This is a genomic window from Haloarcula salina (assembly GCF_049603855.1).
Lineage (GTDB): Archaea > Halobacteriota > Halobacteria > Halobacteriales > Haloarculaceae > Haloarcula > Haloarcula salina_A.
Genome location: NZ_CP187146.1, coordinates 908,720 through 926,949, shown reverse-complemented (window position 1 = coordinate 926,949; position 18,230 = coordinate 908,720). Strand labels below are relative to the sequence as shown.

Here is an 18,230-nt window from a genome sequence, read left to right as displayed (position 1 = left end):
CACATGCCACTTGATGAAGACAAGTATCCGGCCGAGACAGGCCGGCGACGGTTCGTAAAGGGCGTCGTCGGGAGCGCCGCGCTCTCGAGCGTCGGCGTCGGTGGCGCTGCAGCCGTCGACGCGACGACAGACGCAGCCGGCGAAGGCGGCGGGACGACGCAGTTCGTCGCCGTCGAGAACACCGACGGCCCCGCGCCGCGCGGGATGCCGATCATCCCCATCGAGATCAACGGGGGCGAGCTCCAGGGCGTCTGGCCCGAGTACGACCCCGAGGCCGGTGTCGCCATCGCCCGCGACTTCGGCGGGAGTGGCATCGACTACTCCTCGGCCTGGTTCCAGTACTGCGGGATGCAGACCGCACAGGGCATCTACCCGCAGGCCGAACAGGACAACCTCTTTCGGAGCAGCAGCGGTTCCTACAGCTGGCAGGGCGAGATCGAAGACGGCGCACCGCTGACCGTCGACATGTTCGACGACTACCAGGAGTGGGGCAACGGCATCGGGACGGCGGGGATCGGAAAACCCGCGAGCGCGAACTGGCGCTCCGACGGCGACGTCAAGACCATCCCGGTCCAGCTCATCCGCTCCGTCGAGGTCGAGAAGATGGCCAACGGCGAGGGCAAGTACAGCAGCCTGCCCAGCAGTATCCAGAGCTTCATCGCCGAAGCGACGGCGGACGGGTTCATCGCCTGGCTGAACAAGTGCACGCACTTCTGCTGTGTGCCCGGGTTCAAGACCCAGGAAGGGAGCGCCAACTTCGGCGCGGCCAACGATATCTACTGTCAGTGCCACCAGTCCGTGTACGATCCGTTCAGCCCGATCCAGAAACAGTTCGTGGCACTGCCACGCCCACCACAGACGGAGTAACAAATGAGTCTCGAACGCAAAGACGAACACGACCACAAAGGCTGGATGGAATCGCGCGATCTGACGCCAGTCGAATCGGTGTATCTGACGGTGCTCGTCTGGCTCGACAAGCGCCTGCGCGTTGTTGACTACCTCGAGATCCTCGAGGATCTCTACTACAAGGTCAACATGCAGATGCCAAAGAGCCACACGGAACAGTACAACCTCGACAACAAGTTCTGGTACTGGTACCCGCTGTACGCGCTCGGATCGTTCTCGACGATCGCGTACGTCGTCGCGGCGATCTCCGGCGCGCTGCTCGGGTTCTACTACGCGCCCGCGGCGGCCGCGGCGGACGGCACGCCAACCATCGCCTACGACTCGGTGATGCTCATCATGGGCCAGCTCAACCTCGGGTACTTCCTGCGGTCGGTCCACCGCTGGGCCGCCCAGATCATGGTCGCGGCCGTGTTCCTGCACATGCTCCGCGTGTACTTCACCGGGGCGTACAAGGAACCCCGCGAGCTGAACTGGATCATCGGCATCGTGCTCATCTCGCTGACGCTGGTGTTCGGGTACACGGGCTACCTGCTCCCGTGGAGCCAGCTGTCCTACTGGGCGGGCCAGATCGGCGTCGAGATGTCGCTGTCCATCCCGCTCATCGGCGAGTGGGTCGCACAGCTACTGTTCGGCGGGTTCTCGCTGTCGCAGTCGACGCTACAGCGGATGTACATCCTGCACGTGTTCTTCCTGCCGTTCATCACGACCGCCGTCATCGCGGTCCACATCGGCATCGTCTGGATGCAGGGGATCGCGGAGCCACACTGATACCATGAGCGACAACACCACAGACGACGACGTTCGCACGGACGGTTCCGGAACCGGTATCGTCTCGCCGGACGACGAGACGCCCGCGTGGTCCGAACGCAAGGAGCGGACCCAGGGGCTCTCCCGGCTGACCTACGAGTACTTTGAGCGCGCTCGCCGCGAGGATCAGGACCTTCGCCAAGAGTCCGACTACGTCGAGCGCGACGTGCTCGGCTTCCCGGCGTGGCCACACGAGATGATGCGCAACATCGCGCTCACCTCCTTTTTCGTCGGGATGATCCTGTTCGTGGCGGCGACGCTCCCGCCGGAGATGCCGAACCCGGCCAACTCCAGCGTGACGCCGGCCATCATCCTGCCGGACTGGTACCTCTACTGGTCGTTCGGCCTGCTCAAGCTCGGCCCGCTGAACCCCGACCTGAGCATCCTCGGCGGGACGAAGCTCATGGCCGACCGAACCTACGGCGTGCTCGCGAACGTGGTGGTCGTCGGCTTCGTCGCCATCGTGCCGTTCCTGAACAAGGGATCGGCGCGTCGCCCCGTCGAGCAGCCCTTCTGGGCGGCCGTCGGGATGTCAGGCGTCATCTTCAGCTTCACCATCGCCGCGCTGTCCATCAAGAACCTCGTTCCGATGGACTCGCACCTGCTGTTCGACCTGACGTTCCTCGTGCCCATCGTCAGCGCGACCATCACCTACGCGGTGCTCAAGACGATGCGCGAGGGCTACATGTTCGACCTCAACCGCCGGTACTACCGACTCCGGCCTCCGAAGTAACGCGCTGTTTTCGCCCCGATTTCGCCGGTCTCTGTCTCGCCGCAGTAAAGTAGCTCCTCTCCGTAGCAACGGTGATGACAGACGACCAGTCGGCGGACTCGGGGGGCAAGCGACGTGACGTCGTCGTCCCCCTGCGGGTCTACAAGACGGTCACCGTATTCTCGACGCTGTTCGCCGTCGCCAGTGTCGTGGCCGGGTTCATACTCGTCGACGTGGCGACCCAACGGGCGGGCGTTCCGGCGTCGGAAATCGACGTGCCGATCGCCATCGCCGGCATCGGCGCGATCCTCGCGGGGACGGTGGTTTACGCCTTCTCGACACGCTTCCGTACCGAGGAAATGGGAAAGTCTAAAGACGACGCTGACAAACCTTCAGATAATGGCTGACGAGTTCATGAAGGGGTTCGCGTGCCTCATGATCGGCGGGCTCGGCTGGATGACCATCGGCGGCTGGTACCGGACGCCGAGTTTCGAGGGCGCACAGATCACGGGCGAAGTGACCATCGAGAATCCTACGCTGTACGACCAGATCGGCCTGTTCATGGGCGAGGCGTTCTTCTGGTTCGCCGTCTTCGGCGCGCTGACGTTCTGGGTCCTGCTTCCCCTCGTCAGCGAGTTCCGAACCTACCTCGACGAGCGGTCGGCCTGAACTCGGCGTCGATCACTGCTGGCTGTTCTTTCGCCGTTCTCCCGGACCGTCAGTTCGCCGCACGGTCGCGCTGTGCGGCCTGATCGTCTTCTCGCACCGGGATCCCGCGGGACCGGAGCGCGGTCTCGAGTTTTGCCGTCGAGACGCCGCTGTAGTCGGCCGCCTGTTCGAGCGTGAGTGTCCGGCCACGGTACAAGGTCAGCGCCGTCGTGAGGGACCTGTATGACATCGTTCTCTACACCACCACCAATACGTTACGAGTATTAAACTATTTCGGCGATTGGTGCACGTTCGACAGAGTTATAGAGATAATAACGAGACAAACGACCCATGATCTCCCATACATTCTTAGATTTTCAAATACCGTCTTGTGGACTATTCACACGGGAGGAACGCGAGCGTCCCACTCGCGTGCGGACTGGAGCCGGTGCGCGCTACTGCGCACCCCACTTGCTGATCGGCCCTCGAACGGAACCACTGTGAGCTCGGACGTGCTCCACCGGTCGTGGAATGGACGTGGCGCGGAGCCTCGCAACTGCACACCGTGAAAACCGTGGTATCGGCCTCAGAGAAATGAACCGATAGTAGCCACTGAAATTCAGTGCATACGCAATCGAACGACTCCGGTGCAAACCGTGTTCACGGCGAGAGAAGCGGTGAAGAAGAACCCGAGACGGCGTTAGACGATGGAACTCCAGGGACCCTTGATGACCCAGAACAGGCTCTGGTAGCCCGCGTACATGAACACGACCAGCGCGGCAACGATCGCACCTTTGGGTCGTTCGAGGGGGAGGTCACGACGGGCTTCGACCTTCCGAGATTCGAACTCGAAGAAGTCGGTGATGACGGCACCGAGGACGAGCACCGACAGGACCATGCCGCCGTGCTGGTGGAGCGTCGTGTAATAGAACGACAGCAGCACTAGCGCGACGTTTGTCGTCACGTGTAGCGGGTGACGGCTGATGGCCTCGGCTCCGTCGTCCTCGTACTGTTTCGTGTGTCGCCTGTGAGCGAGTTGCCGGGTGAAGAAGTTGGCAACCACCAGCACGAGGAGGACGTACTCGATGAGGTACGTGCCACCGGGAGCGGTACTCCCCATGATGGTGTCCAGTGGCCCGAAGAGGGTTACGGATGGCTGCATATCTCATGCTCTGTCCGAAGCCCATTAGTGTCTTTCCAATCTCCGGCGGCGTCACCCGAACCGGGACCGGCTCTGGGAGACCACGGCGATGCGGACCGGGGGCGCGGCGGAGATCGCGACCCCCTCGTCGCAGGCGACCGTCCGCGAGGGCCGGTCGTCGAGCAGCAACTCGACGGTCGCCTCGTCGCGCGCGACCGTCACGCCGATGTCGTCGACCGGGAGCACCCAGTGGTCCGGGTCGGTGGCGAACGGCGCGATGGGCGCGACGACTGCCTGCGCCGACGGGGCCAGGATCGGTCCGCCGACGCGGTGGGCGTAGCCCGGGGAGCCGGCCGCCGTCGCGACGACGACGCCGTCGGCGCGGAACTGCCCGATGTGGTCAGCCGCCGAATCGATCGCGAACTCGGAGATACGTGCGGCGTCGGCCGTGACGAGCGTGACGTCCCAGAACGCCCGCTCGACGGTCCCGTCGGCCACTTCGACGGCCAGCACCGGGTGCGATTCGACGCGAGCGTCGCCCAGTGACGTGACGGCGTCGGCGACGGCCGTTCTGGGAACGGAGCGGACGCCGCGGCCGGCGTCGACCGGAACCACGAGCGGGTCCGCCTCGGCCCGGGCGACGGTCGACACGGCGGCCTCGCCGACGGCGACGACGTGGTCCGTCGCCGGGACGGGATCGCCGCCGAGTTCGACCGCGACACCGGCCTCCTGCAGGCGGTCAGCGACGGCGGCGTCGCCGACCACGCCCACGGTGTGTTCCATCACTGGAGAGTCCGAGCCGTCGGGGAAAAATCTGCCGCACCGCCGCCGTCTCCGCCACGCTCGACCGGTTCGTTCGACCCGTTTCAGATGCCAAGCCGGCGGCGAGCGTACGCCGCGATGATCGGCACGTCCGAGAGGTGCGCGAGCTTCGCGATGGCCCGCCGGTCGCCGCTGTTGATCTGCGTGAGAGTGTCGTCGTCCGTCTGCCGGAGATCGGCCATCAACTGGTCGTAGCGCTCGTTCGGCGCGAGATACAGCAACTCGGTCATCATCAGCCGGGAGCTGTGCTTGGGCGCCACGTCGCTGTGCCACAACTGGTCGTAGACGGACAGCGTCTCGGCCGAGGTGTCCGACTCGTCGGGCGTCAGCGCCGCGTCGACCGTCGCGGCGGCCGCGCGGGCCGACTTCATCCCCTTGTGGATGCCTTCGCCCCACAGCGGGTCGATCGTCGGGACGGTGTCGCCGATGGCCATGAAGTTGTCCGTACTCATCGACTTCGGCGGCTGGATGTGCGCCGACCCCCGGTGCTGCTGGCCCTCGATGCGTTCCGCCCCGTCGAAGCGGGGATCGGAGTCGAGCCAGTACTCCAGGTAGTCGTCGATGCCCATCCCGTCTTTCGCGTACTTGTGGTGAGAGCCGTTCTGGATGTAACAGAGGCCGACCTTCGCCGTGTCGCCTCCCGTGTGGAAGATCCAGGAGTAGCCGCCGGGGGCGAGGTCGTGGTCCAGTCGCAGCATCATCGCGTCGCGGAGGTCGGCGTAGTCGTCGTGGTTGACCTCGACACCCTCGAACTCGTACTCCACGCCGATGGCCTGGTGGTCGCGCTGGAGGTCACAGACGTCGAGCTTCTTCGCCAGCGGCGCGGCGGGACCGGTGGCATCGATGACGATGTCCGCGTACACCTCCTCGTCGCCGTCGTAGCGGACGCCGGCGATTTCGCCGTTCTCCATGATGGGCGCGGACACGCGGGAGTCGAAGCGGTAGGTCGCGCCCTGGTCGCGCCCCTCGGCGACTAGCCAGCGCTTGAAGTCGGCGAACTCGAGGACCGCGCCGGTCTGCTTGCGAACGTAGTGGTCGTTTGGCGACTCGAGGACGACGTCGTCCGTGTAGTTCATCACGACCTCGTCGGGGATGCTGAAAGAGGTCATCGCCGACATGAACGTCCCGGCGGTCGACTTGTTGCTCTGACGCGGGAACCCGTCCTCGGGCTCGGTTTCGAGGACGAGCACGTCGTAGTCTCGCTCCGCCAGATCACGGGCACACTGGGCTCCTGCGGGCCCGGCCCCGGCTATCACCACGTCAAAGCGCTCGCGCATGGTTGTGGGTGATTCCTGTTCGTAATCAGTCTTTCCGAATTGGGTGACGCCGGTCTCGAAAGGGTAAAGGCGGCCCCCGCCACACCACCGGAACACCCGGGGCTCACACGATGGTTCTCAAGACAGGTGCTGGCGCGCTCGCGGACAGGCGGCGACTTCCCACGGCGCTACGGGCGGTGCTGGGATACTACGCGGATACCGGCGTCTTCGACTACGCCAGCCTCTCGCTGAAATCGGAGATCGACGATCGCACGGAGCAGATGGTCGACGACGTTAACGCCCGCGTCGAGGACGCGCTCGAAGCCGAGTTCGGTCACCCGGTCGACTTTTCCTACGACACGAAGCTTATCCTACCCGCCCAGCTCACGCTCGGCTACGTCTACCGGAAGGCCCGCCGGCAGGCACCCGGCGACCCCGTCATCGACGCTATCGCCGACGGTGTCCCGGCGGTCGACGAGACGGCGCTGGAGCAGGGACCGGCACAGGATCTCGCACCCCGCGAGATGGTCGTCCGGGCCGAGCAGATGACGCGCCTGTCCATCGAGGCGCTGATAGACGGCGACATGCGCGACGCCATCAACGACGAGGAGTTCGAGGACTTCGAGGTCGATTTTGACGCGAGCGAGGGCGACCGCGGGGAGCCCTCGAAGCGACACGGTGAGCGAAGCGAGCCGTGGAGCGGGAGCGAGGGCGACCGCGGGGAGCCCTCGAAGCGACACGATGAACGAAGTGAGCCGTGGAGCGGGAGCGAGGCCGACCGACGGCGCGTCGCCGAGGTCGCACAGGACGCCCTGCAGTCCCACCTCGACGGCCTGCTCGACGACATGCCGCCGGTCGTCGCGGAGGCCTACCAGTGGGCCGTCGACTACAGCGAGGCCCACCAGGCCCGCGACGAGCACTTCCGCGACCTGATGACCGCGGCCGAAGACGGCGACGAGGACGCGCTCGACGCCATCCGCGAGGAGTACAAGTTCGCGGCCTACGACGAGGAGCCGGCGACCTTCACCGAGCGGGAGAAAGCGCTCCCCTACAGCAAAACGCAGTACGCCCGCGTCGGCGTCATCTACGACGGGATGCTCGACCTGTATCGGCTCGCCGGACTGGATATCGACCGTGAGTTCGCGAAGGCCATCGTGCTCGCCATCATCGGCGCGCAGGTCTGGCTCGACGACGTGGACGACTACGACGATGACCGCCGGGAGGGACAGCTGACGCCGGTCACCGCCGAGTACCTGCTCGCGCCGGACGACGAGGCGGCCTATCGCCGCGTCGTCGACGTGACCGAGCAGTACCTCGATCTGGCGAAGGCCTACGCGACCGAGGCGGACTCGCCGCTGACCGGCGTCGCGATCGAGTACATCTACCGATCCGGCGATCCCGGCGTGTTGCCCGGCAATCCCGGCAACTGACTGGGACGTCTACCAGCTGACCGGTGACTGCGCCGCCCACCCGTCCCGGTGACTGACCGAGAGCGATAGCGTTTACCCCGGGCCGAACTCAGCGAGAGGTGAATGCTGCACTCGTGGAGGGGACGGACCGCGGGCGTCGCCGTTCTCCTTGCCGTACTGTTCGCGCTCGTGGTCGGGTTCGGTGGGATCTCGCCGGCCCCCGAACTCGGGGCGTACCCGGACGAGAGAGCGCTCGTACAGGACTACGACGCCCTCGTCGGGGAGAAGATTCAGGTGACCGGAACCGTCGTCCAGACAGATCCCGTCACCATCGCTGTCGAGTACGACTTCGTCGCCGACGGCGACCGCCACACCGGTGTCCTCGACCTGACCGTCACAGATGTCGCGACACCCGTCGCCGAGGGCGAGACGCTCCAGTTGTACGGCACGGTCCGGCCCGGCATGACCGTCGTCGCGGTGAACAGCGTGGCCATTCCAGCGGCGAACTTCGCGTCCATGTACGTCGTTTCCGCGCTCGCCGGGCTGTGGACGCTCGGGCGACTCGTCTGTGGCTGGCGAATCGACTGGCGACGTGGCGCGCTGTGTCGTCGCGACCGTCCGCTCACGCCGGGTCGTGTCGCACTCGCCACGGTCAGGGAGGCCCTCGACTGATGCCGGACCTGCTGTCACACGCGTTCATCGCGTTCACGCTCTGTACGCTCCTCGCGCGTCGGTACGACTGGCTCACCAGTGAGTACGTCACCGTCGGCATGGCAGGGGCGTTCATCCCCGACCTGGCGAAGATCAAACTCGCCGTCGACGGTGCCGCGGTCGGGGCGGCGCTCGATCTGCCGTTCAACTGGTTCGGCCTCCACACGCTCGGCGGCGCGTTCGTCTCGGTCCTCGTCGGCGTCGTCGCCGTGACGCGTGGGGACCGGCGGCGCGTGTTCGCCCTGCTCTCGCTCGGGGCCGCCAGCCACCTGCTCGCCGACGCCCTGCTGTTCAAGCCGTCGGGCCGTTCCTACCCACTGTTCTGGCCGCTGACGCAGTATCACCCGCCGACGCCCGGCCTGTACCTGAGCACTGACCGCTGGGTCGCGCTCGTGACCGGAGTTGTCGCGGCGGCGACGTGGCTGGCAGTTCGATGGCGAGTGTCCCGGAATTCGTGAGCCGTCAGCGAATCCCGAGGGCTCGCTCGAACACCCGCTGTGCCCGCTCGTAGGCCGCGTCCCGGTCGACGATCGGGGTCGGGTACGCTGGAGCGAGCGCCTCGTGCTCCATCTCGGAGAGCGTCGGCCAGTCGACGATCTTCTCCGCCGGGACGCCGCGGAGTTCGGGAACGTATTCGGTGACGTAGTCCGCGCCGTCGTCGTACTTGTGCAGCTGTGCGACCGGATCGAAGATGCGAACGGCGACCGAATCGGTCCCCGTCGATGCGACCCACTGCCAGTTCCCGGCGTTGTTCGCCGGGTCGTAATCCAGCAGTTGCTCGCGGAAGTGGCGCTCCCCGATTCGCCAGTCGACCAGCAGGTGCTTGGTCAGAAAGGACGCGACGTTCTGGCGCGGGCGGTTGTGGATGTAGCCCTCGCGGTCAGCGTACGGCGGCCGCAGGCCGCCGTTTCACCGGAATCGAGGCCGTGGCCTCGATTCCGGTCTTTTTAGCGTAGATTTTTACGCCGAGCGGTGCGCGAAGCGCACCCGAGGCGTAAAAAGGTACTAGTAGAACTCGCGGACCAGATCCATCGCGCCCTCGGGCGCGCCATCGGGGATCTCGGCCATCGACTCGTCGACGCCCTCACGCTCCTCGAAGGGGACGGAACTCTCGTCCTGGTAGAGGACGCCCATGTACTCCTTGTCGCTCTCCAGGATCTTGTCCTTGGCCTGGTCGCGATCGGTCCGGTCGTGGTCGGTCTCGTCGAGGTCCACGATGCTGTCGCGGAAGTAGTCGTAGGTGTCCACGTCGTTGAACGTGACACAGGGCGAGTAGACGTTCACGAAGCCGAAGCCGTCGTGCTCGATGGCTTCCTGAACGATCTCGGCGTGGCGCTGGGCGTTCGAGCTAAAGGACTGCGCGATGAACGTCGCGCCGGAGGCGAGAGCGAGCGCCTTGGGGTTGACCGGCGGCTGGTTCGGCCCGTCGGGCGAGGTCGAGGTCTCGAAGTCCTCGCGCGAGGTCGGCGAGGCCTGCCCCTTGGTGAGGCCGTAGATGCGGTTGTCCATCACGACGTAGCTCATGTCGACGTTGCGGCGGACGGCGTGGATGAAGTGACCGGCACCGATGGAGTAGCCGTCGCCGTCGCCGCCCGAGACCATCACTTCGAGGTTCGGGTTGGCCATCTTCACGCCGATGCCCACGGGCAGTGCGCGGCCGTGGACGCCGTGGAGCGCGTAACTGTGCATGTACGTCCCGATCTTGCCGGAACAGCCGATACCGGCGACGATGAAGGTGTTGTCGGGGTCGTTGCCCGTCTCGGCCAGCGCCTTCATCATGCCGTTCATCGTCCCGAAGTCACCGCATCCGGGACACCAGGTCGGCTGCTTGTCGGACTTGAAGTCTGTGAAGCGAACGTCGGAGCTCATTGTGCTGCCTCCTGTGGGTTGTCGAGCGTCTGCTTGATCTCGTCTGCGAGTTCGTCGGCCTTGAACCGCACGCCGTTGTACTTGTTGATGCGCTCGACGCGTTCGAGCACGTCGTGTTCGATGATGTCCGCGAACTGCCCGGTGGCGTTACACTCGACGACGATGACGTCGTCGGCCGCCTCGATCTCCTCGGTGAGGTCCGGTCGCGGGAAGATGTACGGGACCGAGAGGAATCGGATGTCGTAGCCGTCCTCCTCCAGCAGTGTCAGGCCCTCGCGGAGCGCCCCCTCGTTGGACCCCCAGGAGATGACGAGCGTGTCGGCGTCGGAGTCGCCGAACTCGCGGTAGTCGAAGTCCTCCTGCTCGCGGGCGGTCTCGACCTTCCGCTGGCGCTTGTCGACCTGTTCGAGGCGCACGTCGGTGTCCTCGGTCCGGCGACCGAGTTCATCGTGTTCGAGGCCGGTGGTCATGTGCGCGCCGTCGGTGGTCCCGGGGAAGGTGCGCGGCGAGATACCGTCGGCCGCCGGGAAGTGGGCCTGGAAGCGGCCCTTCTCGTCCAGCCAGGTGTCGACCTCGTCCTCGTCGACGACCTTGCCGCGGTCGATCTCGACCTCGTCCATGTCGAAGGTCTCGGGCGAGAACGTCTGCTCCGTGACCGCCATCGCGAGGTCGGAGACGAGGAAGACGGGCGTCTGGTACTTCTCGGCGAGGTTGAACGCCTCGACGGTCTTCCAGAAGCACTCGGAGACGGTGGTCGGCGCGACGACGAACCGCGGAATCTCGCCGTGGCCGCCGTACAGACACATGTTGAGGTCGCCCTGTTCCTGCTTGGTCGGCATCCCGGTCGAGGGACCGGAGCGCATCACGTCACAGATGACCAGCGGCGTCTCGCTCGTGGCGACCAGCCCGAACGTCTCGGTCATCAGGTCGATACCGGGACCCGAGGTGGCCGTCATCGCCCGAGCGCCGGCGCGGGCCGCGCCCAGCGCCATGTTGATGGCCGACAGTTCGTCCTCGGCCTGGACGACCTTCCCGCCGAACTGGTCGACGCGACCGGTCATGTACTCCATCACGTCCGTCGCGGGGGTGATGGGGTACCCGGAGTAGAAGCGACAGCCGGCGGCGATGGCGCCCATGCCGATGGCCTCGTCGCCGTTCAGCAGGACGTAGTCGGCGTCGGTGGTCTCGAGGTCGTAGTCGAAGTCCTCGTCGTACTCCTCGCGGACGTACTCCTGGCCCTTCCGGGCAGCTTCCTTGTTGTTCTCGACGATGGCCTCGCCCTTGTCGCCGAAGCGCTTCTGGAGGCTCTCATCGAGGTTCTCGATGGGGAAGTTCGACACCTCACAGGCCGCACCGAGCGCGACGACGTTCAGCATGATGGCGCCGCCTGCGTCCTCGGCGAGGCGCTTCAGCGGCACTTCGAGCGCGGTGGCGTCGCCCGGAACCTCCACGTCCTGCATCGTCGAGCGCTCTCCGTCGTAGATGATGACGGAGTCGTCGTGGAGCTCGTCCTCGTTCTCGTGGATGGTTCGCTCGGTGAGTGCGATCAGGATGTCCAGGCGGTCGACGACGCTCTCGACCCGGTCGACAGACGTCCGGACTTTGTACGCGGTGTAGCCCCCGCGGATACGGGAAGCGAAGTCCTTCGAGGTGAAGACGTGACGACCGGCCCGGGAGAGCGCCTGTGCGAAAATCTTCCCGGTTGAGTCGATTCCATCGCCGGCTTCGCCGCCGATGGCCCAGTTCAGGTCCTCTGGCATTATATCGCACGGGTAGCCAGCGGGGTAGGAAAAGCCTTCCGTAAACGCCCGCGCGCGTGTAACTCGGTTTCGAGTTAACACCGGCAGGGATGCCCGAATGTTCGAAGATGGAGCCGGTAGAATTCGCAGACAGTCGGAATTTGCGGACCATGTTGCCCCCTCGTGTGACGAACGGCGACCGTAATCCCCATGCCCGACCGCGGCCAGATCCCGGTATGGACGAACGCGAACTCGACGTAGTCGCCGTCCGAGAAGTCGGGCCGGACACCGTCGCCATCGACATCGAAACGCCGGCCGCGTTCGACGCGCAGCCGGGCCAGTTCGTCAAGCTGACCCTGACCGTCGACGGCGAGGACGTCTCGCGGTTCTACACCGTCTCCTCGCCCACGGTCGAGAGCTCCTTCGAGATCACGGTCGGCATCGACCCCGACGGGGAGCTGGCACCCCAACTCGGCGCGCTCGAAGCGGGCGACGCCGTCCGCATCGCCGGGCCCTTCGGCTCGGACTTCTACGAGGGCGAGGCGCGCGCCGTCGTGCTCGCGGGCGGCCCTGGCGTCGGACCGGCGGTCGGCATCGCCGAGCGGGCGCTCGAAGACGGAAACGAGGCCGCCGTGGTGTATCGGGACGACGACCCGGTCCACGAGGAACGACTGGACGCGCTCGCCGAGGCAGGCGCATTCGTCCGCGTCGTCGGGGCCGACGAGGACCTCACTGACCCCGTCGCGGACGCCGTGGCCGACGGTGGGCAGGTCTTCATCTACGGCTTCGCGGACTTCCTCGACGCCGCGACCGAAGCCCTCGACGCGGCCGGCGTCGACGCCGACGACGCGAAGGTCGAGAACTTCGGGTAGCGAGGTCGCTTACGCCTCGTCGCCGGCGTCCGGCGACCGAACGGTCAGGACGGGGACCGAGGCGGTGCGGACGATTTTCTCCGTGACGCTCCCGAGCAGGTAGCGGTCGATACCGGTCCGTCCGTGCGTCCCGATGACGACGAGGTCCACGTCGTTGTCGTCGATCGCCCGAAGGATTACCTGGTAGGGGATCCCGTGGGCGACGGCCGTCTTGACGGCCTCGACACCCTCGTCGTAGAGTCGCTCTGACGCGGTGGCCACGGCGTCCTCGGCGACGGACTCCAGTTCGTCGATGATGACGCTGGAGCCAACGTCGATCCCGAGCGAGCGCGTGTCCACGGCCGACAGCACGTGGACGGTCGCGTCGGTCTCGCTGGCGAGCGCCGCGGTCGACTCGATCACCGCCTCGGCCCCGCTGCTGCCGTCGGTCGGAAGCAGGATGTCGTCGAAGCTCACCGCGCCCGGTTCGGCGTCGGCCTTGACCGAGAGGACGGGAACGTCGGACAGGCGGACCACTTTCTCGGTGACGCTCCCGAGCAGGTAGCGCCGGACGCCGGTGCGGCCGTGGGTCCCCATGACGACGAGGTCGACGCCGCTCTCGTCGGCGTAGTCGAGTATCTCCTCGTGGACGACGCCCTCGCGCACGGCCGGCGACACGTCGATGCCGTCGGTGTCGACCGCGTCGGCGTGGGCGTTGATAAAAGCCGCCGCCGGCGAGTCGCCATCTCTGTCCCACTCGTCGGTCCGCGGGCCGTGTTCGTCGACCACGGAGAGGACGTGGACGGCCGAGCCGTATTGCTTCGCGAGGGTCACCGCGGCCTCGAAGGCCCGCTCCGAACCAGGGCTGTCGTCGATTGGGACGAGGATCGTCTCGAACATCGCTTGTGGACCCGGTGTTCGCCGGCAAGTGTGATAAAGTGTCGTGACGGGTGTAGGTACGAACGGCGGTCACCGGTAGCGCGCGACAGATCGCAGCCAGGTTGGCGAAGTTCCCGCCGTCATCCCGAACGCGAGACTTCGAATCTGTTCCACGCTTCGGAAATCACTCCGAGAACCCCCGCGAGCACAAACAGCCCAGCGAGAAGAAACCAGTCACCGTCGAGATACTGTAAGAACCCTATTGCAATGAAGCCGACATACAGAAGCGGCTGATACAGTGGATGGTTTTGAACACCGTTCACCGTCGTTGCGAATAGCAGTGGAACGACGATTAGCCAGAGTACCACATCATAGAGCGTTGGTGGACCGTAATAGATAAATTCGAAATAGGTGGCTGCACCGACCAGTACTACCAGAACCAGTACAGCTCCCAGACGGGTTCGGTTTTGGAGAGTTTGGAGGGCAGTCATTCGGGACTCGGTTATTCATCCAGCGGGACCGGTGTTATTTGTACTGATCAAATGAAATCTAACTGATAGACCAACATCGCAGATGCCCCCTCTTTTCAGTCACAGGGGCCGGAAACGGCGGTCTGTAGAATTGAGAATGTCACTCACCGATATTTTATATCTTCTCAGGTGTTCTTCTAACATACTATTGCCAATTCCCGGTCGCAACATCCTCATCGCTTTTTCGGTAATCAATGGCCTTGCGGTTCTACTGATGCTGGAAAGGGGCGAAGTTGTTCAGGGACTCACGTGGGCAGCTATCTCTGTCATTCTCCTCTGGGGGATGCAGAAACACAGGAATGGGAAGTTAGTAGGGCAATAGCCAACCTCTACTGACAAATTTCTGTAAGCGACTCTCAAACATCTGAAGCGTTTCTGTCACCCTCACATTTAGGGAAAACACGGTCGACAGTCGACCCATGGCAACCGTCCGCCGACTCGTCATCGACGTGCTGAAGCCCCACGAGCCGCCGCTGATCGACTTCACCGAACGCATCGCCGCCCAGCACAGTGTCGCCGGCGTGACAGCCTCGCTCGTCGAGCGCGACAAGGAGGTACAGAACGTCAAGCTCACGATAGAAGGCGACGGCGTGGATTTCACCTCGGTCGAGGAAGCAGTGGAGGAACTCGGCGCGTCGGTCCACTCCGTCGACGAGGTGAGTTGCGGCGAGCGCGTCGTCGAGGAACGAGCGACCTTTCAGGACCGCTGAGCCGTGGTTTCGATACGGCAGTTGGTGACGCGCCTCCTCGGGAAAGAGGACGTGCGCGCCATCTCCCGGCGGTACTTCATCTCGAACGGCTTCGACGGTACGCTGACGAGCATCGGCGTCGTCGTCGGCGCGGTGCTGTCGGGCGTGCCCGATGGGCTCACCGTCGTCAAGATCGGCCTCGGTGCGGCGGTCGGCCTCGGCACGTCGGCGGTCTGGAGCGTCTGGGAGATCGAGCGCGCGGAGACCCGCGCCGAGATCCTCCGCATCGAACAGGCGATGCTGACGGACCTGGACGACACCCGCATTCAGCGCGAACAGCGCGGCGCTCGCGTCCTGCACGCGACGATGAGCGGCCTCGGCCCGCTCATCGGCATCGCCGTCCCGCTCGTCCCCTTTTTCTTCGAGGGGGCGCTGCTGACGATGGGCGAGGCCGCGCTGGTCGCCGTCGGCCTCGGCGTCGGTGTCCTCGGTGTCTTCGGCGCGTACATGGGCTCGATCTCGGGGCAGCGCTGGTACGTGGCGGCGGCCCGGATGGGCCTAGCCGGCCTGGTCGTGGCCGTCATCAATTACCTCATGCCCGGCTGAAGGTTGCTCGACGCGTCTGACCGCCCAGCCGACGAGGGCGAGCAACGGCGCACCGACCGCGAGCGTCCCGCCGATCAGTCCCCAGTCGGCGATCCCGAGCGCGACCGTCCCGAAGTACTGCCCCAGTGGGGTGTACAGTATCGCGAGGTGGAGAACGAGCGACGCGGCGACGGAGGCGGCCAGCCACGGGTTCGAGAGCAGCGGCGTGTCCCGCGTCCAGCGCACCACGTAGAGCTTCACGAACTCCAGCGCGACGAACCCGGTGAACACCATCGTCATGGCGTAGGGCGTGACCGCCGGCGCGCCGCCGAGCGTGTACGTCATCAGCCCCAGCATGAGCGCCGTGGCGACCAGCCCCATGCCGCCGATGAGCGTCAGCATCTGTCGGTCGATGATACCCGACTCGCTGGAGCGCGGTTCGCGGTCCATCACGTCGCCGGAGGGGTCGGCCCCGAGCGCGAGCGCCGGCAGGCCGTCGGTCAGGAGGTTTATCCACAGCAGTTGCACCGCCGGGAGGATGAGATAGCCAAAGAGCGACGCGATGAAGACCAGCAGCACCTCGGCGGCGTTCGCGCTGAGCAGGTAGGCGACGAACTTCCAGACGTTGTCGAAGATGGTCCGCCCGCGGCGGATGGCGTTTCGGATGGTCGCGTAGTTGTCGTCGAGCAGGACGATGTCGCTGGCCTCCTTGGCCACGTCCGTCCCGCGGACGCCCATCGCGATACCGATGTCGGCGTTTTTCAGCGCCGGCGCGTCGTTGACGCCGTCGCCGGTCATCGCCACGGAGTGGCCGTTGCGCTGCAGCGCCTTGAGCACGCGGACCTTGTGGGTCGGCTCCATCCGGGCGAACACGTCGACCGCTTCCGCGCGCGCGGCGAGCGTCTCGTCGTCTATCTCGGCGACCTCCGTGCCGGTCAGCACGTCGGACTCGATGCCGATTTCCGCGGCGATGGCCGACGCCGTCACCGCGTTGTCGCCGGTCACCATCTTCACGTCGATGCCGGCGCGGTGCGTGTCCGCGATGGCGTCCCTGACGGCCGATCGCGGGGGGTCGATGAGCCCCTGCAGGCCGACGAAGACGAGGTTCTCCTCGGGACCGCCGTCCTCGCCGCGCTCCTTGTACGCGAACCCGAGGACGCGGAGCGCGTCGCCGGCGAACGCCTCGACCTGCTCGGCGATTCGCTCGCGGGTCGCGTCGTCCAGGTCCGTCGGGCCGTCGGCAGTGAGCACCCGCGTCGAGCGGTCGAGGACTACCTGCGGCGCGCCCTTGACGTAGACCTCGTCGCCGTGGACCGTCGCCATCCGCCGGCGCTCCGAGGAGAAGGGCACTTCGTCGGTCCGTGGGTGCTCCTTACGGAGCGCCTCGACGTCGATACCGCACTCGCCCGCGCCGTCGACCAGCGCCCGCTCGGTCGGGTCCCCGTCCTCGTCGGTGGCGTCGTTACACAACACGCCGATTTCGAGGAGTCTGCGGAGGCGCTCGTCGTCGACGGTCGACGGTCGGTCCTCGCCCCCGAGGGCGGTCTCGTCGTCGTGAACCCACGCGGCCCGGAGCCGCATCTCGCCCTCGGTCAGCGTCCCGGTCTTGTCCGTACAGACCACGTCGACCGCGCCCAGGCCCTCGACGGCGGGGAGCGTCCGCACCAGCGCGTTCTCGTCGGCCATCCGCCGGACGCCGAGCGCGAGGGTCAGCGTCACGACCGCGGGCAGCCCTTCGGGGATGGCGGCGACGGCCAGCGAGATAGCTGTCAGCGCCGCCTGCACGAGCGCGGTCCCGCCGAGTGTCAGTAACGGGACGATGACCGCAGAGAGCGCGACGACCCCGAGGCCGAGGCGTCGGCCGAGCGTGTCCAGATCGCGCTGGAGCGGCGTCTGGCCGTCCTCGGCGCTGAGCAGTTCCGTCGCGATCGCGCCCATCTCCGTCGTCATCCCGGTCTCGACGACGACGGCGACGGCGCTCCCCCGCGTGACACTCGTCCCCTTGTACAGCACGCTCGTTCGCTCGGCCAGGGGGGTCCCCTCGTCGACGGGGTCGACGCCCTTCTCGACGGGCATGCTCTCGCCGGTCAGCGCGGCCTCGTCGACTTCGAGCGACTGCGCCTCGACGACGCGACAGTCCGCCGGCACGACGTCCCCCTGCTGGAGCACGACCACGTCGCCGGGGACGAGATCGGTCGCGTCGACGGTCTGCTCGGTTCCGTCCCGCCGAACCGTCACCTCGGGCGTCGCGAGTTCGCGGAGTGCTTCCAGGCTCCGCTCGGCCCGGTACTCCTGGACGAAGCCGAAGACGCCGTTCCCGAGGAGGATGATCCCGATGAGCACCGCGTCGACGGTGTGGCCGATAGCCACCGACAGCGCGGCGGCGCCGAGGAGGACCCAGATGAGAGCGCTAGAGAACTGCGCCAGGAAGACCCGGAGCGCGCTCCGTCCCTCACTCGACGTGATTTCGTTCGGGCCCTCGGTATCGAGCCGCGAGGCCGCCGCGTCGCTGGCCAGACCGTCTTCGGCGCTGTCGAGCGCCCGGAACACGTCGTCGACCGGCCGCGTGTGCCACGGCGTATCGCTCCCGTCGGCGTTCTCGTCGCGGGGCCGGTCGAGCGACTGCGGTCCGCTCTCGCCGGTCGACGGCTGCGTCCCGGTGTCCGACATCGACCG

Annotated in this window: 20 protein-coding genes and 1 pseudogene; 11 read left to right on the top strand and 10 right to left on the bottom strand. The window is 66.1% G+C overall.

Annotation, left to right across the window (positions count from 1 at the left end; genetic code table 11):
* Positions 1-3: 3 nt before the first annotated feature.
* The 5 genes from ACOZ4I_RS04735 (at position 4) to ACOZ4I_RS04715 (ending at position 3,094) form a co-directional block, all read left to right on the top strand.
* Positions 4-867 (top strand): ubiquinol-cytochrome c reductase iron-sulfur subunit, encoded by an 864-nt coding sequence (locus tag ACOZ4I_RS04735; RefSeq protein WP_424003541.1) that lies wholly within the window; start codon positions 4-6, stop codon positions 865-867.
* 3 nt (positions 868-870) lie between these two features.
* Entirely contained in the window at positions 871-1,674 is an 804-nt protein-coding gene (locus tag ACOZ4I_RS04730) for a cytochrome b (protein WP_424003539.1), read from the top strand.
* Positions 1,675-1,678: 4 nt separating this feature from the next.
* Positions 1,679-2,446 carry a cytochrome bc complex cytochrome b subunit gene (locus ACOZ4I_RS04725; RefSeq protein ID WP_424003537.1) on the top strand — a complete coding sequence of 256 codons (768 nt, stop codon included), beginning with the start codon at positions 1,679-1,681 and terminating at the stop codon, positions 2,444-2,446.
* Between the two features lie 74 nt (positions 2,447-2,520).
* Positions 2,521-2,832: a DUF7315 family membrane protein gene (locus tag ACOZ4I_RS04720; protein WP_424003535.1), complete on the top strand. Its 312-nt coding sequence runs from the start codon at positions 2,521-2,523 to the stop codon at positions 2,830-2,832.
* Positions 2,825-3,094 (top strand): DUF7314 family protein, encoded by a 270-nt coding sequence (locus ACOZ4I_RS04715; RefSeq protein ID WP_424003533.1) that lies wholly within the window; start codon positions 2,825-2,827, stop codon positions 3,092-3,094. Before ACOZ4I_RS04720 ends, ACOZ4I_RS04715 begins: the two co-directional genes overlap by 8 nt.
* A gap of 49 nt (positions 3,095-3,143) precedes the next feature.
* Here ACOZ4I_RS04715 and ACOZ4I_RS04710 read toward each other — a convergent pair whose 3' ends face one another.
* From ACOZ4I_RS04710 to ACOZ4I_RS04695, 4 genes are all read right to left on the bottom strand, one after another.
* Positions 3,144-3,323 carry a DUF7317 family protein gene (locus ACOZ4I_RS04710; RefSeq protein ID WP_424003531.1) on the bottom strand — a complete coding sequence of 60 codons (180 nt, stop codon included), beginning with the start codon at positions 3,321-3,323 and terminating at the stop codon, positions 3,144-3,146.
* A gap of 450 nt (positions 3,324-3,773) precedes the next feature.
* Positions 3,774-4,235: a DUF7313 family protein gene (locus ACOZ4I_RS04705; RefSeq protein WP_424003529.1), complete on the bottom strand. Its 462-nt coding sequence runs from the start codon at positions 4,233-4,235 to the stop codon at positions 3,774-3,776.
* Between the two features lie 51 nt (positions 4,236-4,286).
* Complete coding sequence (locus ACOZ4I_RS04700) at positions 4,287-4,997, bottom strand: ATP-NAD kinase (RefSeq protein WP_424003527.1); 711 nt, start codon at positions 4,995-4,997, stop codon at positions 4,287-4,289.
* 83 nt (positions 4,998-5,080) lie between these two features.
* Positions 5,081-6,313 (bottom strand): digeranylgeranylglycerophospholipid reductase, encoded by a 1,233-nt coding sequence (locus tag ACOZ4I_RS04695; protein ID WP_424003525.1) that lies wholly within the window; start codon positions 6,311-6,313, stop codon positions 5,081-5,083.
* A gap of 110 nt (positions 6,314-6,423) precedes the next feature.
* Between ACOZ4I_RS04695 and ACOZ4I_RS04690 the strand changes: the two genes are divergently transcribed.
* The 3 genes from ACOZ4I_RS04690 to ACOZ4I_RS04680 all read left to right on the top strand — a co-directional run bounded on the left by ACOZ4I_RS04690 (position 6,424) and on the right by ACOZ4I_RS04680 (position 8,870).
* Positions 6,424-7,722 (top strand): hypothetical protein, encoded by a 1,299-nt coding sequence (locus ACOZ4I_RS04690; RefSeq protein WP_424003523.1) that lies wholly within the window; start codon positions 6,424-6,426, stop codon positions 7,720-7,722.
* A gap of 102 nt (positions 7,723-7,824) precedes the next feature.
* Positions 7,825-8,373 carry a hypothetical protein gene (locus ACOZ4I_RS04685; protein ID WP_424003521.1) on the top strand — a complete coding sequence of 183 codons (549 nt, stop codon included), beginning with the start codon at positions 7,825-7,827 and terminating at the stop codon, positions 8,371-8,373.
* Entirely contained in the window at positions 8,373-8,870 is a 498-nt protein-coding gene (locus ACOZ4I_RS04680) for a metal-dependent hydrolase (RefSeq protein ID WP_424003519.1), read from the top strand. Before ACOZ4I_RS04685 ends, ACOZ4I_RS04680 begins: the two co-directional genes overlap by 1 nt.
* 4 nt (positions 8,871-8,874) lie before the next feature.
* On the opposite strand, the pseudogene ACOZ4I_RS04675 reads toward ACOZ4I_RS04680, so the two are convergent.
* From ACOZ4I_RS04675 to ACOZ4I_RS04665, 3 genes and pseudogenes are all read right to left on the bottom strand, one after another.
* Positions 8,875-9,294 (bottom strand): annotated as a pseudogene (locus ACOZ4I_RS04675) (FAD-binding domain-containing protein); the annotation flags it as partial.
* 123 nt (positions 9,295-9,417) lie between these two features.
* The gene (locus ACOZ4I_RS04670; protein WP_424003517.1) at positions 9,418-10,281 is read right to left on the bottom strand and encodes a 2-oxoacid:ferredoxin oxidoreductase subunit beta; all 864 of its coding nucleotides are present in this window, start codon (positions 10,279-10,281) and stop codon (positions 9,418-9,420) included.
* Positions 10,278-12,041 carry a 2-oxoacid:acceptor oxidoreductase subunit alpha gene (locus ACOZ4I_RS04665; RefSeq protein ID WP_424003515.1) on the bottom strand — a complete coding sequence of 588 codons (1,764 nt, stop codon included), beginning with the start codon at positions 12,039-12,041 and terminating at the stop codon, positions 10,278-10,280. Before ACOZ4I_RS04665 ends, ACOZ4I_RS04670 begins: the two co-directional genes overlap by 4 nt.
* A gap of 215 nt (positions 12,042-12,256) precedes the next feature.
* Here ACOZ4I_RS04665 and ACOZ4I_RS04660 point away from each other — a divergent pair, with 215 nt between their 5' ends.
* Positions 12,257-12,892, top strand: a complete 636-nt coding sequence (locus tag ACOZ4I_RS04660) for an FAD-dependent oxidoreductase (RefSeq protein ID WP_424003513.1) — start codon at positions 12,257-12,259, stop codon at positions 12,890-12,892.
* Positions 12,893-12,901: 9 nt separating this feature from the next.
* Here the strand turns inward: ACOZ4I_RS04660 and ACOZ4I_RS04655 are convergent, their stop codons facing one another.
* Both ACOZ4I_RS04655 and ACOZ4I_RS04650 read right to left on the bottom strand, forming a co-directional pair.
* The gene (locus tag ACOZ4I_RS04655) at positions 12,902-13,771 is read right to left on the bottom strand and encodes a universal stress protein (RefSeq protein ID WP_424003511.1); all 870 of its coding nucleotides are present in this window, start codon (positions 13,769-13,771) and stop codon (positions 12,902-12,904) included.
* A 119-nt stretch (positions 13,772-13,890) separates the two neighbouring features.
* Positions 13,891-14,241 carry a hypothetical protein gene (locus tag ACOZ4I_RS04650; protein ID WP_424003509.1) on the bottom strand — a complete coding sequence of 117 codons (351 nt, stop codon included), beginning with the start codon at positions 14,239-14,241 and terminating at the stop codon, positions 13,891-13,893.
* A 458-nt stretch (positions 14,242-14,699) separates the two neighbouring features.
* Between ACOZ4I_RS04650 and ACOZ4I_RS04645 the strand changes: the two genes are divergently transcribed.
* Both ACOZ4I_RS04645 and ACOZ4I_RS04640 read left to right on the top strand, forming a co-directional pair.
* Complete coding sequence (locus tag ACOZ4I_RS04645) at positions 14,700-14,990, top strand: DUF211 domain-containing protein (protein ID WP_424003507.1); 291 nt, start codon at positions 14,700-14,702, stop codon at positions 14,988-14,990.
* A 3-nt stretch (positions 14,991-14,993) separates the two neighbouring features.
* The gene (locus ACOZ4I_RS04640; protein WP_424003505.1) at positions 14,994-15,575 is read left to right on the top strand and encodes a VIT1/CCC1 transporter family protein; all 582 of its coding nucleotides are present in this window, start codon (positions 14,994-14,996) and stop codon (positions 15,573-15,575) included.
* On the opposite strand, the gene ACOZ4I_RS04635 is transcribed toward ACOZ4I_RS04640, so the two are convergent.
* On the bottom strand, positions 15,528-18,224 hold the full coding sequence (locus tag ACOZ4I_RS04635; protein WP_424003503.1) for a cation-translocating P-type ATPase: 2,697 nt from the start codon (positions 18,222-18,224) through the stop codon (positions 15,528-15,530). The two genes, ACOZ4I_RS04640 and ACOZ4I_RS04635, sit on opposite strands and share 48 nt — an antisense overlap.
* Positions 18,225-18,230 lie beyond the last annotated feature (6 nt).

Coding starts and splice junctions, on each gene's coding strand:
- ACOZ4I_RS04705 (WP_424003529.1), bottom strand. CDS start 4,235: ATGCAGCCATCCGTAACCCTCTTCGGGCCACTGGACACCATCATGGGG.
- ACOZ4I_RS04730 (WP_424003539.1), top strand. CDS start 871: ATGAGTCTCGAACGCAAAGACGAACACGACCACAAAGGCTGGATGGAA.
- ACOZ4I_RS04660 (WP_424003513.1), top strand. CDS start 12,257: ATGGACGAACGCGAACTCGACGTAGTCGCCGTCCGAGAAGTCGGGCCG.
- ACOZ4I_RS04665 (WP_424003515.1), bottom strand. CDS start 12,041: ATGCCAGAGGACCTGAACTGGGCCATCGGCGGCGAAGCCGGCGATGGA.
- ACOZ4I_RS04700 (WP_424003527.1), bottom strand. CDS start 4,997: ATGGAACACACCGTGGGCGTGGTCGGCGACGCCGCCGTCGCTGACCGC.
- ACOZ4I_RS04735 (WP_424003541.1), top strand. CDS start 4: ATGCCACTTGATGAAGACAAGTATCCGGCCGAGACAGGCCGGCGACGG.
- ACOZ4I_RS04715 (WP_424003533.1), top strand. CDS start 2,825: ATGGCTGACGAGTTCATGAAGGGGTTCGCGTGCCTCATGATCGGCGGG.
- ACOZ4I_RS04725 (WP_424003537.1), top strand. CDS start 1,679: ATGAGCGACAACACCACAGACGACGACGTTCGCACGGACGGTTCCGGA.
- ACOZ4I_RS04690 (WP_424003523.1), top strand. CDS start 6,424: ATGGTTCTCAAGACAGGTGCTGGCGCGCTCGCGGACAGGCGGCGACTT.
- ACOZ4I_RS04655 (WP_424003511.1), bottom strand. CDS start 13,771: ATGTTCGAGACGATCCTCGTCCCAATCGACGACAGCCCTGGTTCGGAG.
- ACOZ4I_RS04635 (WP_424003503.1), bottom strand. CDS start 18,224: ATGTCGGACACCGGGACGCAGCCGTCGACCGGCGAGAGCGGACCGCAG.
- ACOZ4I_RS04645 (WP_424003507.1), top strand. CDS start 14,700: ATGGCAACCGTCCGCCGACTCGTCATCGACGTGCTGAAGCCCCACGAG.
- ACOZ4I_RS04720 (WP_424003535.1), top strand. CDS start 2,521: ATGACAGACGACCAGTCGGCGGACTCGGGGGGCAAGCGACGTGACGTC.
- ACOZ4I_RS04685 (WP_424003521.1), top strand. CDS start 7,825: ATGCTGCACTCGTGGAGGGGACGGACCGCGGGCGTCGCCGTTCTCCTT.
- ACOZ4I_RS04670 (WP_424003517.1), bottom strand. CDS start 10,281: ATGAGCTCCGACGTTCGCTTCACAGACTTCAAGTCCGACAAGCAGCCG.
- ACOZ4I_RS04710 (WP_424003531.1), bottom strand. CDS start 3,323: ATGTCATACAGGTCCCTCACGACGGCGCTGACCTTGTACCGTGGCCGG.
- ACOZ4I_RS04680 (WP_424003519.1), top strand. CDS start 8,373: ATGCCGGACCTGCTGTCACACGCGTTCATCGCGTTCACGCTCTGTACG.
- ACOZ4I_RS04650 (WP_424003509.1), bottom strand. CDS start 14,241: ATGACTGCCCTCCAAACTCTCCAAAACCGAACCCGTCTGGGAGCTGTA.
- ACOZ4I_RS04695 (WP_424003525.1), bottom strand. CDS start 6,313: ATGCGCGAGCGCTTTGACGTGGTGATAGCCGGGGCCGGGCCCGCAGGA.